Origin of the sequence: Streptomyces sp. NPDC001985 (genome assembly GCF_040296845.1) — a bacterium.
Classification (GTDB): Bacteria; Actinomycetota; Actinomycetes; order Streptomycetales; family Streptomycetaceae; genus Streptomyces.
The window spans coordinates 1-12,286 of the sequence record NZ_JBEOYB010000045.1 but is presented as its reverse complement, the minus strand read 5'-3'; the positions used below and the strand labels follow the sequence as shown (position 1 = coordinate 12,286).

The window sequence follows — 12,286 nt, the reverse complement described above, 5'->3', positions numbered from 1 at the left end:
GTGTCCCCCCACACGCCGCCCCCGCCCGGAAGCCCACCTCTTCCGGCCGGGGGCGGTCTCATGTCCCCGTTCACGCGGACAACGGAACGCCGATCAGCTCCCCGATCCGCTCCGGCGAGACCGCCCGCGAGTACAGCCACCCCTGCCCGGTGTCGCAGCCGATCCGCCGCAGCCGCGCCGCCTGGCCCGCCGTCTCCACGCACTCCGCCGTCACGGTGAGCCCCAGCCGGTGGGCGAGCTGCACCATGGCCTCCACGATCGTCTCGTCGGCCGGATTGGGGTGCGCCTCGTCCTGGAAGCCCCGGACGAAGGAGCCGTCCAGCTTCAGCACCGACACCGGCAGCCGGGAGAGATACGCCAGATTCGAGTACCCGGTCCCGAAGTCGTCGATCGCGATCTGCACCCGCATATCGCTCAGCGCCTGGAGCGCCTGGAGCGGCCGGCCCGCCGAGCCCATCACCGCCGACTCGGTCAGCTCCAGTTGCAGCAGCCCCGGATCGAGCCCGGTCTCCGCCAGGATCTCCGCCACATCCGCCACCAGGTCCGAGTCCCAGACCTGCCGTACGGCGACATTGACGCTCATCACCAGCGGCGGCGACTTCGGGTGCTCCCGCTGCCACTGCCGCGCCTGGCGGCAGGCGGTCCGCAGCACCCAGCGGCCCAGCTGCACGATCGAGCCGTCCTCCTCCGCGATCCCGATGAACCGATTCGGCGCGAGACTCCCGAACTGCGGGTGGTTCCAGCGCACCAGCGCCTCCACGCCGTGCATGGCCCCGTCGGCGAGCCCCACCAGCGGCTGGTACTCCAGCGCGAACTCCCCGCGCTCCACGGCCGGCCGCAGCGTGGAGGCCAGCGCCTGCCGGGTCACCCGGTGCGCGTTGCGCTCCGGGTCGAAGAGCGTCCAGCGGGCCTTGCCGTCCTCCTTGGCCCAGAACAGCGTGGTGTCCGCCGCCTGCATCAGCCCCGTCGCGGTGGTACCGGCGACGGTGCGCTCCACCACCCCGATCGACGCCGACACCGAGAGCCGCTGCCCGTCCAGATCGAACGGGCGCTGGAGCGCGGCCAGTACGGAACGGGCGACATCGGCGAGCTGCTCCGTCCCGGTGGAGTCCTCCACCAGCACCGCGAACTCGTCCCCGCCGAGCCGGGCCACCAGATGGCCGCAGCCCGCCTCGCCGTCCCCGGCCGCGCACTCGGTCAGCCGGGCGGCGACCGCGGCGAGCAGCCGGTCCCCGGTGCGGTGGCCGAGGGTGTCGTTGATGGCCTTGAAGCCGTCGAGATCGAGATAGCAGAGCCCGATCCGCCCGGTGGAGCCCGCCTCGTACACCGAGGACTCCAGCGCCGCCGTGAGCCGCTCGAAGAACAGGGTGCGGTTGGGCAGCCGGGTCACCGCGTCGTGCATCTGGAGGTGGCGCAGCCGCGCCTTGAGTTCGCGCCGGTCGCCGATGTCCGCGACACACAGCAGCACACTGCGGCTCTCGGGCAGCGGTGCCACGGTCACCTCCGCCCAGAGGGGGCGCCCGTCGGGGTGCTTGAGCCGCCTGGTGCACCGGAACCGGGAGCGCCGGCCGCGCAGCACCTCGCGGTACGCGTGCCAGACACGGCGGTCGGACGCCAGGTCCACCAGCTCGGCCGCGGGCCGGGCGCACAGGGTCGCGGGGTCGCCGCCCAGCAGTGCGGCGAGCGCCGGGTTGGCGCTGACGATCAGGCCCTCGTGGTCCACCAGCGCCATCGCGATATGTGCCGCGGTGAACGCGGCACGGTGGTCGCGCAGTTCGGAGATGGAACAGCCGTTACGCTCCGTGATCCGCTGCCGGGTCCTGTTGGGAGCTGCGACTCCCGTGGGCCCTGTTCCTTCGGAGGTTGCGCTCACCGCTCACTCCCGTAGTGCAGTTGTGTCGTGCAGGGGCGTACAGATGTGGTCGGGAAAGGTCGGGTACTTGGGCAAAGAGGTCGGGAAAGTGTGCCGATCATAGGGGCTGCTCCCAGCGCCGTACCAGCTCCGCCACATGGGTGGTGCCCGTTCACGGCCCCGGCCGATCGTTTCTGCGCGGGTCTTTACCGAGGCCGTTACCCGAGCGACCGGATGTGACATTCCGTGACTCGTCGGAGTGTCGATATCTCCCGTTGGCGTGTGCTCCAGGGGTGGCGGGATCACTCGACTGGGGCACCGGAACAGGGCGTACACCGGTAAAACACCACAAAGTGGTCTCGGTGTCTCCCATTCCGCAGCCGGAGGTCTACGTGGAGGGTCAGCAGTCACCCGAGGGAACACCCGGGGGAGTGGAACCGGCCGGGCCGCACGGCGGGTACGGGACCGCCGGTGCCGGGCGCTCCGGCGATGACGGTGTGGGTGTGGGTGGCGGTGGCGATCGCTGCGAGGGCGAGGGCGAGGGCGAGGGCGAGGGCGAGGGCGTCGGCGGCGGTACGGGGGCGGGGGAGCGGGACCGGGGGCGGTTGCGCAGTGCCGCCGCCGCCCTCACCTCGCTCATGGCGATCGCCGCCACCTCCCTGGTGACGGGGCCGGCCGTCGCGAAGACCTCCGCCACCCCCTGCGCCCTGCCGCGCACCCAGGCCCACCACTCCCTGGGCCTGGACACCTGGAACACCGCCTACCCCCGCCCGGCCCGCAGGCTCGACGCGGTCATGATCTTTCTGTCCTTCCCGGACGCGGGCCCCCACTACCCACCGGACCGGCTCGCCGCCGACCACTTCCCCGCCACCAGCCAGTTCTTCGACCGCGCCTCGTACGGCAAGTTCGAGCTGCGCCCGCACCCCCAGCCCGGCTGGACGCAGATGCCGAAGGCCTCCACCGCCTACGGGATAAGCCGCGACTGGGACCCCGCGCAGCGCTCCGCGTATCTGCGGGACGCCTTCGCCGCCGCCGACCGGGACGTCGACTTCTCGCGGTACGACATCGTCTATCTGGTCGCCGACCCGGACGCTCCCGGGGTGGACTCCGACGCCACCAAGGTCGTCAACTTCGACCGTCCGATGAGTGCCGACGGCGCCCAGATCCGGCGGGTGGTCACCGTCTTCGAACGGCACCCCCCGGACCGCAATGTGCTCGCCCATGAGACGGGCCATGTCTTCGACCTGCCGGACCTCTACCACCGGCCGGCGGACGGCAAGGGCGACTGGGACACCTATGTCGGCGACTGGGACGTCATGGGCAGCCAGTTCGGGATGGCGCCCGACCTCTTCGGCTGGCACAAGTGGAAGCTGGGCTGGCTGGACGGACGGGCCGTGCGCTGTGTGACCCGGCCGGAGCTGATCACCCTGGAGCCGATCGCCGCCCCCGCGCCGGGCGGCGGCCTCGGGACCCGGCTGGCGGTGGTGCGCACCGGGGCGGGCACCGCGCTGGCCATCGAGGCGCGCGGGGCCACCGGGAACGACGAGTCGCTCTGCACGGAGGGGGTGCTGCTCTACCGGGTGCAGTCGGACACCGCGTCCGGCGGCGGTCCGATCGAGGTGCTGGACACCCACCCGGAGAGCGAGGCGTGCTGGGACCAGTCGGTGTATCCGCAGCTCGCGGACGCGCCGCTGGGGGTGGGGGAGACCTTCACGCTGGGCGAGGAGCGGACCCGGGTGGAGGTCCGCGACCGCACGGAGTCCGGGGCCTGGACCGTCAGGATCACCACGGCCTAGGGCGTTTCCTGTGGATCGTCCGGCGACGGTGCTCCCTGCCGCCGGCGCTCCGGTGCTTCCGCCGCTCCGGTGCCGCAGCGCTTCCGCGCGCCTGTCGCCGGTGCCGGTCGTCCCGCCGTGATTCCGCGGAGCCCTGGTTTGGTCTAGACCAAGAGGGGTACGCTTCCGTCGCCGCCCGGGGCGTCCTGGAGTTGCCTCTTGACATGGTCATGCCCTTTATGTCCTGCGGGCGGGCGGTACGCGCAGGAGTGCCCACGAGCCCCGTCCGGGAGGCGGCGGCCACGAGGACGCGGCCGTCGTGACCGCCCGCCGGGTCCCCGGCGGCCGCCCCGCCGGCCGGCCGAACCGGCCCACCGGACGCCACACCGAGATGAGGTCCCATGAACCGGCACCAAGCCACCGCCCGCGCGGTCGCCGTGGCCCTGCTCGCCACCGGCCTCGCCGTCACCCCGGCGACCGCCGCCCCCGCAGCCCCGGCCACCGGCGTGGCGAAGGCCCGCGTCAGCGCCGACTGGGCCACCCAGTCGATCGTCTTCACCGCCGCCGCGGGGCAGGCCAACGACCTCCATGTGATCCCCAGGGACCTCGGCGACGGGGTCCGGCGGATCGGCTTCCGTGACGCGGTCCCGCTCCAGCCCGGCGACCACTGCGCGTACCTCGAACCCGGGGACGACTCCTATGTCGTCTGCGAACTGCCCACCGGGAGCCCCCGGCCGGACAGGATCGACGTCTTCCTCGGCGACCGCGACGACACCATCGCCACCAGCGACCCCGGGGTCGCCACCGTCCGGGGCGGCACCGGCGACGACACCCTGCACGCCCACACCGCGCACACGGTGCGGGGCGACGCGGGGGACGACATGGTCATGGGGCTCGCGGTCCTGGACGGCGGCGACGGCATGGACCATCTGATGGGCGACGACAGCGACCAGCGGCTGTGGGGCGGCCGGGGCGACGACATGATCGAGGCGTACGGCGGTGCGGACGTCGTGCACGCGGGGCCGGGCGACGACCACGCCATGGGCGGGGACGGCCGGGACGTCCTTCTCGGTGGCCCCGGCAACGACACGCTCCACGGCGAGGGCGGCGACGACCTGGTCAGCGGCGGCCCCGGGAGGGACACCCTCGACGGCGGCCCGGGCCGCGACATCGTCCTGCGGTAGACGAAAGAGACGAGAGAGCCCCCCGGCTGTGCCGGGGGGCTCTCTCCGTCTGTGCGCCGCCAGGGACTCGAACCCCGGACCCGCTGATTAAGAGTCAGCTGCTCTAACCAACTGAGCTAGCGGCGCCTGCTGACGTCGTAGACATTAGCACCCTGTCCCGCGCGGAGAAAAATCGATATGGCGACCTCCGGGGCGGGGGTGGTGCGGGCGGCCCGGACACAGGCCCAGAGCAGCACCTCGGGGCCCGGGAGCCAGGGGTGACGGGTGTCGGGGGCCACCAGCCAGCGGGCGTCGGCGGGCGCGCCCGCGCCCTCGGTCAGCGGGGGGACGGTCACCGCGTCGCCGGTGCCGTGACAGAGCAGCGGCGGTACGGCGCCGCCCCACTCCTCCCACCCGAGCAGGGCGGGGAGCCGGCCCGCCGAGCCCGGCGCGGCGAAGATCAGCATCCGCCCCCGGTGGGTGGCGACGGGCCCGGACCCCGGGCCCTCCTCCCAGAGCCGGTCGAGCATCTGGCGGCCGAAGACGGCCGGGGCGCTGACGACGTCGAAGACGGAGCCGCAGGGGAGCTGGGCGGTGGTGGCGGGGGTGCGCTGCCACTGGGCGAGGAGGGAGTGCGGATACGTTCCGGCGGAGGCGAGCCACTGCGCACCGGGCGCGGTGACCCGGGTCTCCGGGGCAGGGGCGTCGGGGGTGGGGTCCGGTGGCCATAAGCTCATGAGAGAGATGTACCCGCAGTAACGGGGGGATCGCCGGGTGTCGGTGAAACCGGGGACAGGGAGCCCTGCCCCGGGGTATCTTGCACGCCCCCGTCATATGCCCCTGGCGCGCCACCCCGGGCATGGCGCGCCGTGCGGGCCGTGCTCGGGGCCGGCCCCGAGCCCTCGCGCCTCAATCGCCGGCGGGGCTGGGTTTGCTCGGGTTCCCCAGCCCGTCCCGGGACACCTTCCCGAGGCGGCTCCAGGGGAGGCCGAGGACGACCCCCCCCTGTGCCACAGGCGAGTCCTACTGGTGCGGGCCGTCGCGGAGGAGGGACTCGCCGAACTCGATCATCTTGAGGGCGTAGTCCTCGGTCCAGCCGGCCCGCCCGGCGATATCCCCGGCGGTCAGCCGGTCGAACCGCCTCGCATCCGCCAACTGCGCCGCCGCCACCGCCTGGAACTCCACCGCCCGGTCCGCCGCCGCGCGGAACGCCAGCGCCAGCTCCGTCGACCGCGCCAGCAGCTCGCGCGGGTCGTCCATGGACTCCAGGTCGAAGAAGTGCTCGGGATCGGCGACGGCCTCCGAGGGCTCGAAGAGCAGGGGCGCGGGCCGCATCCGGCGCGCGGGCTGCTGGGGTTCCGCCATGTGCTGCTTCCTCCTCGCACGGGTCACCGGCTGATCCGGACCGCCCTCCATTCTCCAGGCGTCCGCAAGTGCGCGCTCACCCCTCCAGATGGGCCGAGTCGTTCCAGCGGTCGACCGCCGGCGCGCCGTACGCCCACCCCAGGACCGACAGCGACGCCGGGTCCAGCTTCATCCGCGCCGCGAACGCCGGATCGAGCGACAGCCACCGCGCCGCCAGCACCCGCAGAATGTGCCCGTGGGCGAAGACCAGGACATCCCGGTCCGCCGACCGGGCCCACCCGATCACCTCGTCCGCCCGCGCCGCCACCTGGGCCAGCGCCTCCCCGTCCCGTACCCCGTCCCGCCAGATGACCCAGTCGGGGCCGGCGGCCGTCTCCCGGATGCCCGGCGTCGTCAGGCCCTCGTACGCCCCGTAGTCCCACTCCATCAGCGCGTCCCACGGCGCCGCCCGGTCCCCGAACCCCGCCAGCTCGCAGGTCTCCGCCGCGCGCGCCAGCGGGCTGGTCCGCACCTCCGCGTCCTTCAGCCCCGACCAGGGGGACCTCCGCAGCCGCTCTCCCAGCAGTCTCGCCCCGCGCCTGCCCTCCTCCAGGAGGGGCAGATCGGTCCGGCCGGTGTGTCTGCCGGACAGGGACCACTCGGTCTGACCGTGCCGGACGAGCAGGATGCGCGGTGCCATATCACGGCCTCCGTCGGTAATAAGTGCAGGTGATGGCGGTCCATCATCGCTCAAGGAGATCCAGGGCAACCCGCGGGACTCCTGTGGCGTCCCTGTGTGAGTCGGTACCCGCCGACGGAGCGCCGCCCTTTGACACCGTACGGTTGTCCGGTGGTCGCCGACCCATGGACCACCGGGCCACCGGACAGCAACAGGGGGAGAACGCTCGGATGCAGTACCCCGTACCCGTTCCACGGCCCCGCTGGTGGTCCGAACTGGTTCTGATCGTCGTGGTCTACATCGCGTACTCGGCGGGCCGGCTCCTCGCCCGCGGCGACGTGAACACCGCCGTCGACAACGGCCTCGCGATACTCCGGGCCGAGAAGGCACTCCTCCTCGACGCCGAGACCCCGCTGAACAAGCTCTTCACCGAAACTCCGGCGATCGGCATACCCGCCGACTTCCTCTACGCCTCGCTCCACTACCTCGTCACCCCGGCCATCCTCGTCTGGCTCTTCCGCCGCCGCCCCGCCCACTACCGCGCGGCCCGCACCTGGCTGATGGCCTCCACCCTGCTCGGCCTGGTCGGCTTCACCCTCGTGCCGACCTGCCCCCCGCGCCTCCTCGACGCCAGCCACGGCTTCGTCGACACCATGGCCCAGTACAGCTCGTACGGCTGGTGGGGCGCCGAGGCCAGCGCCCCGCGCGGCATGGGCGGGCTGACCAACCAGTACGCCGCGATGCCCAGCCTCCACGTCGGCTGGGCGATCTGGTGCGGGGTGATCCTCTGGCAGCACGGACGGACCCCGCTGCTGCGGGCCCTCGCCGTCGCCTACCCCGTGGTCACCGTGATCGTGGTCATGGGCACCGCCAACCACTACTTCCTGGACGCCGTCGCCGGAGCCGCCGTGATGGGCGCGGGCGCCCTGCTCGCCCGGCCCGCGATGCGTCTCGCCGACCGGGTGCGGGCCCGTTTCACCGCCGCGTCCACCGCCGCCTCCCCGGCCGCCCCGCCGGATTCCGCCGACGCCCCCGGCCGCTCCGCACCGGCCACTTCGGACGGTACGGCCCCGATTGTCGGTGCCGGATGCCAGACTTCCCCGGGTGAGCGAATCCCAGGACAGCGCACCACCCCCGCGGACGCCGGAGACACCACTGCGGCAGCGGCTCGCTGAGCTGCGCGGGCCCGACACCCGCCCGCGCCCGCTGGACGCGCGGGCGCTGGCGGCCCTCGCCGCCAACCCCGGCTGCGAGCGGCGCGCCCTGCTCGACGGCGCCGGGGTGGACAAGGCCGCCCTCGCCGCCGCCCTCGGATCGCCCGCCCCCTTCGGCCAGTCCCAGTTCGCCTTCATGCGCGGCAACGCCTTCGAGGCCCGGGTCACCGCCGACGGCGGCGCGGAGCTGATGCGTCTGCTGGGCGTCGGCGAAGGGGTGGAGCCGCTCCTGCCCGACCTCGGCGCGGCGGGCCCCGAGGGCCGGGCCGCCCGCACCGCGCTGGCGCTGCGCGAGGCCACGGCGGCGGCCGGCTGGACCCTTCTCGACCACCCCATGCTCGCCCTGGAGGTCGCCGGCTCGCCCGCCTATCTGGAGCCGGACGCCGTGGTGGTCCACCCCGACGGCCGGTGGACCGTGGTCGAGATCAAGTCCTTCCCGATGATCGACGCGTCCGCCGACCCGGCGAAGGTCGGCTCGGCCGCCCGCCAGGCCGCCGTCTACGTCCTGGCCCTGGAGCGGGTCGCCGCCCACACCGAGGGGGCCCGGGTCGCCGACACCGTGCTGCTGGTCTGCCCCAAGGACTTCTCCAACCTGCCCACCGCATCCGTGGTCGACATCCGCAAACAGCTCTCCGTCACCCGCCGCCAGCTCGCCCGGCTGACCCGGATCGAGGAGATCGCCGCCGGGCTGCCCGAGGGCGCCTGCTTCGACCCCGAGCGGCCCGCGGCGGAGCTGACGGCCACCGTGGAGTCCGTCCCCGCCGCCTACGCCCCCGACTGCCTCGCCGCCTGCGAGCTGGCCTTCCACTGCCGCGCCCGGGCCCGGGCCCAGGGCGCGGTGGAGGCACTCGGCCGCTCCGTCCGAGGCGAGCTGGGCGGGCTCACCACCATCGGCGAGGTGCTGGCCGCCGCCCGGGGCGAGGCGGGCGACGGCCAGCACCCCGCGGACCCGGCCGTCGCCGCCCTGCGCCGCGCCGAGGCCCTGCGCGCGGAGGCCCTCGCCGGGGCGGCCGTCCCGCACGCCCGCGCCGGCCGCGACCACCTCCCGGAGGCCGCCGGATGTCACTGATCACCACCCTCGCCCGGCTGGAGGCGGTGGAGAGCGGCCGGGCCCGCCCGCTGGCCACCGTCCGCCACCGGTATCTGGCCGACCGGCCCCTCGTCCTCGTGCCGCTGACCACCGCGGGCGAGGCCGGGGCCCCGCTCGGCGCGCTCGTCGGCACCGACCCCGCGCGGCCCCGGCTGCTGACCGTGGCCCAGCCGCGCGACCGCGAGCTGCGCTTCGCCTTCCTCGCCGAGCTGGCCGACGCCGTCCTCCCGTACATCGACTCCTACGGCGACGAGACGGAACAGGTCGAGCGGACCGAGGCCGACCCGGAGACCGGCAGGCGCGTCAAGGTCGAGGCCGAGCTGGCGGCGGACGCGCCCCAGCTGATCGTCCCCGGCAGGGCCGCCATCGAGTTCGTCCGGCTCCTCGGCCGCTCCATGCGCTTCCGCCGCACCGCCGAGCAGGACCCCGACACGCCCTACCCCGCCCCGCCGCGCGTCCCGCTCCTCGGCCGCTGGCTCACCCACTACGGCGAGCGGGCCCGGGTCCCGGGGTCGTCACTGCTGCTCTCCGCCACCGACCTCCTCGGCCGGCACTGGGCGACCGGCCAGTCCTCGCTGGAGGACCAGCACCTGGGCGCGCTGCTCGCCTGGATCGACCCGCCGGACGGCGGCTCCGGGGCCGAGGCCGCGCTCCGCGCCGAGACCGGCCGGGACGCCCGGGGCCAGCTCCTCTGCCCGCCCGCCGGGCCCGCCACCGACCCCGCCTTCGACAACCGGCTCCTCGCCCCCGCCGTCGAGTCCTACGACCGGGTCCGCCAGGCGCTCGCCGCCGCCGAGGAGGGCGCGCACGCGGACGGCTGGCTCGGACAGCTCTCCGTCGCCGAGCGGGAGATCCGCCGGCTGCTGCTCACCCAGATGGAGCCCACCTGGCAGGCGGTCTGGCGCGGTCTCGACCTGCTCCGGGAGCTGCCCGAGGGCGCCCGGGTCGCCGACCGCTGGACCCGCGACCGCTGGTCGTTCACCTCCCACCGCGACCGCGTCCTGGCCGGCGAGCCGCCCCAGCCGCGCCGTGACGACGCGGTCACCGCCGCCCGCAAGCTCGCCTCCCGCGAGACCGCCCAGGCGCGGCTGGACGCCCAGGAGGCGCTGGACGACCCGCTGGTGCTCGCCGGGCGCAGACTGGCCGGCGAGGCGTTCAGCGGCGAGGTCATCGAGGTGGTGATGGCGCGCGCGGATTCGGCGCGCCGCTCGCCCCGCCCCCTGGTCACCTTCCGCACCGACGACCGGCCCCGGCTCACCGAGCGCGTCAAGGTGTACCGCTCGCTCGACGGCAGGCCCCAGACGGCGGAGTTCGCCGGGTACGAGGCGCCCGATGTGCTGGTGCTCCGGATCACCGACCGGATGGGCCGGGGCAAGGACCCGGCGGAGGGGTCCGTACCCGCCAAGGGCGACCGGATCGACTGGACCCTGTTCGCCCACGACCAGCGGAGCGGGCCCGCTCTGCCGGAGCCGGAGGAGACGCCGTGGACCCACGGCGGCCCGCCCGGCACGGCGGCCGAGGACCCGGACCCGGTGACCCCGGAGGATGTGCTGTGACCGCCCGTGACCCCATGGGGAGCCCGCTCGGCCCCACCGCGCCCGGGGCCGGCCCCGGGACGGCCTTCGACCCCGCCGCCGCGGCGGCCGGGGTCACCGAGCGCATTCTCGCCGACACCCTGCACGGCACCGCCCGGGGCGTGGTCGTCGACTCCCCGCCCGGCGCGGGCAAGTCCACCCTCGTCGTCCGGGCCGCCCGTGAACTGGCCGCCGCGGGACGTCCCCTGATGGTCATCGCCCAGACCAACGCCCAGGTCGACGATCTGGTGCTGCGTCTGGCGGAGAAGGACCCGGGACTGCCGGTGGGGCGGCTGCACAGCAGCGACCCCGACCCGTACGACAAGGCGCTGGACGACCTCCCGGGCGTCCGCAAGTCCAGCAAGGCGAACGATCTCGCCGGGCTCGACGTCGTGATCTCCACGGCGGCGAAGTGGGCCCATGTCCAGGGCGTCGAGCCCTGGGGGCACGCCATCGTCGACGAGGCGTACCAAATGCGCTCCGACGCGCTCCTCGCGGTCGCCGGGCTCTTCGAACGGGCCCTGTTCGTGGGCGATCCGGGCCAGCTCGACCCCTTCTCGATCGTGGGCGCCGAGCAGTGGGCCGGGCTGTCGTACGACCCGTCCATGAGCGCGGTCTCCACCCTCCTCGCGCACAATCCGGAGCTTCCCCAGCACCGGCTGCCGGTCTCCTGGCGGCTGCCCGCGTCGGCCGCGCCGCTGGTGTCGGCCGCCTTCTATCCGTACACCCCCTTCCGCAGCGGCACCGGCCCCGGCGACCGGCGGCTCTCCTTCGGCACGGCGTCGGACGGCTCGGCGCACGACCGGGTGCTGGACGAGGCGGCCGAGTCGGGATGGGGTCTGCTGGAGCTGCCCGCGCGGCACACCCCGCGCACCGACCCCGAGGCGGTACGGGCGGTGGCGCGGGTGGTCCGCAGGCTGCTGGACCGGGGGGCGGCGGCGACCGGGACGGCGGATGCCGTCCCCACCCCCGTCGGCGCCGACCGGATCGCGGTCGGCACCGCCCACCGCGACCAGGCCGCGGCGGTCCGGGCGGCCCTCGCGGAGCTGGGGGTGTCCGGGGTGACGGTGGACACGGCCAACCGCCTCCAGGGCCGCGAGTACGACGTCACCGTGGTCCTCCACCCCTTGTCGGGCCGCCCCGACGCGACCGCCTTCCATCTGGAGACGGGCCGGCTCTGTGTGCTGACCTCGCGCCACCGGAACGCGTGTGTGGTGGTGTGCCGCGCGGGGGTGGGTGAGCTGCTGGACGAGCATCCCTCGACGGAGCCGGTTCAGCTGGGGGTGACGGTGAAGTTTCCCGATGGCTGGGAGGCGAATCACGCGGTCCTGGCGAGACTCTCGGAACACCGCGTCCCGCTCCACCCCTGAGCCCCCTCTGCGCCACGTGCGCCCCGAGCACCCTCACCCGGCCCGGACAGCCCCAGCCTGTCCGGGGCCGCCCCCCGGAGGCAGCTCTGGGGGAGCCCGAGGCCGGACCCTGGTCCACAGGACCCCCGCATCCTGCGGGCCCGGGTCGGGGGCCAGCCCCCGAACCCCCGCTCCTCAATCGCCGGAGGGGCTGGAGTGGTGCGGCTCAATCACCGACGGGGCCGG

General features: G+C 74.5%; 10 protein-coding genes and 1 tRNA gene. 6 read left to right on the top strand and 5 right to left on the bottom strand.

Annotated elements, in window-relative coordinates:
• Positions 1–70: 70 nt before the first annotated feature.
• Positions 71–1,873 carry a putative bifunctional diguanylate cyclase/phosphodiesterase gene (locus ABT122_RS20840; RefSeq protein WP_351554117.1) on the bottom strand — a complete coding sequence of 601 codons (1,803 nt, stop codon included), beginning with the start codon at positions 1,871–1,873 and terminating at the stop codon, positions 71–73.
• 584 nt (positions 1,874–2,457) lie between these two features.
• On the opposite strand from ABT122_RS20840, the gene ABT122_RS20835 reads away from it, so the two are divergent.
• Both ABT122_RS20835 and ABT122_RS20830 read left to right on the top strand, forming a co-directional pair.
• Positions 2,458–3,648, top strand: coding sequence for a M6 family metalloprotease domain-containing protein (locus tag ABT122_RS20835; protein ID WP_351554239.1), 1,191 nt, complete (start codon positions 2,458–2,460; stop codon positions 3,646–3,648).
• A 380-nt stretch (positions 3,649–4,028) separates the two neighbouring features.
• Positions 4,029–4,811, top strand: a complete 783-nt coding sequence (locus ABT122_RS20830; RefSeq protein ID WP_351554114.1) for a calcium-binding protein — start codon at positions 4,029–4,031, stop codon at positions 4,809–4,811.
• Positions 4,812–4,863: 52 nt separating this feature from the next.
• On the opposite strand, the gene ABT122_RS20825 is transcribed toward ABT122_RS20830, so the two are convergent.
• From ABT122_RS20825 to ABT122_RS20810, 4 genes are all read right to left on the bottom strand, one after another.
• Positions 4,864–4,937, bottom strand: a tRNA-Lys gene (locus tag ABT122_RS20825).
• Entirely contained in the window at positions 4,928–5,527 is a 600-nt protein-coding gene (locus ABT122_RS20820) for a bifunctional DNA primase/polymerase (protein WP_351554111.1), read from the bottom strand. Before ABT122_RS20820 ends, ABT122_RS20825 begins: the two co-directional genes overlap by 10 nt.
• A 286-nt stretch (positions 5,528–5,813) precedes the next feature.
• A complete protein-coding gene (locus tag ABT122_RS20815) occupies positions 5,814–6,155 on the bottom strand; it encodes a DUF8844 domain-containing protein (protein WP_351554108.1) in 342 nt (113 codons plus the stop codon).
• Between the two features lie 76 nt (positions 6,156–6,231).
• Complete coding sequence (locus ABT122_RS20810; protein WP_351554106.1) at positions 6,232–6,834, bottom strand: histidine phosphatase family protein; 603 nt, start codon at positions 6,832–6,834, stop codon at positions 6,232–6,234.
• Between the two features lie 209 nt (positions 6,835–7,043).
• Between ABT122_RS20810 and ABT122_RS20805 the strand changes: the two genes are divergently transcribed.
• From ABT122_RS20805 to ABT122_RS20790, 4 genes are read left to right on the top strand one after another with little or no spacing between them, the layout of a single operon-like run.
• Entirely contained in the window at positions 7,044–7,988 is a 945-nt protein-coding gene (locus tag ABT122_RS20805; protein WP_351554103.1) for a phosphatase PAP2 family protein, read from the top strand.
• Entirely contained in the window at positions 7,918–9,096 is a 1,179-nt protein-coding gene (locus ABT122_RS20800; protein ID WP_351554101.1) for a hypothetical protein, read from the top strand. The genes ABT122_RS20805 and ABT122_RS20800 overlap by 71 nt, the downstream gene beginning before the upstream one ends.
• Complete coding sequence (locus ABT122_RS20795; protein WP_351554098.1) at positions 9,087–10,673, top strand: hypothetical protein; 1,587 nt, start codon at positions 9,087–9,089, stop codon at positions 10,671–10,673. Before ABT122_RS20800 ends, ABT122_RS20795 begins: the two co-directional genes overlap by 10 nt.
• Before the next feature lie 14 nt (positions 10,674–10,687).
• Complete coding sequence (locus ABT122_RS20790; RefSeq protein WP_351554236.1) at positions 10,688–12,061, top strand: AAA domain-containing protein; 1,374 nt, start codon at positions 10,688–10,690, stop codon at positions 12,059–12,061.
• Positions 12,062–12,286 lie beyond the last annotated feature (225 nt).

Coding starts and splice junctions, on each gene's coding strand:
- ABT122_RS20805 (WP_351554103.1), top strand. CDS start 7,044: ATGCAGTACCCCGTACCCGTTCCACGGCCCCGCTGGTGGTCCGAACTG.
- ABT122_RS20810 (WP_351554106.1), bottom strand. CDS start 6,834: ATGGCACCGCGCATCCTGCTCGTCCGGCACGGTCAGACCGAGTGGTCC.
- ABT122_RS20815 (WP_351554108.1), bottom strand. CDS start 6,155: ATGGCGGAACCCCAGCAGCCCGCGCGCCGGATGCGGCCCGCGCCCCTG.
- ABT122_RS20795 (WP_351554098.1), top strand. CDS start 9,087: ATGTCACTGATCACCACCCTCGCCCGGCTGGAGGCGGTGGAGAGCGGC.
- ABT122_RS20820 (WP_351554111.1), bottom strand. CDS start 5,527: ATGAGCTTATGGCCACCGGACCCCACCCCCGACGCCCCTGCCCCGGAG.
- ABT122_RS20790 (WP_351554236.1), top strand. CDS start 10,688: ATGGGGAGCCCGCTCGGCCCCACCGCGCCCGGGGCCGGCCCCGGGACG.
- ABT122_RS20830 (WP_351554114.1), top strand. CDS start 4,029: ATGAACCGGCACCAAGCCACCGCCCGCGCGGTCGCCGTGGCCCTGCTC.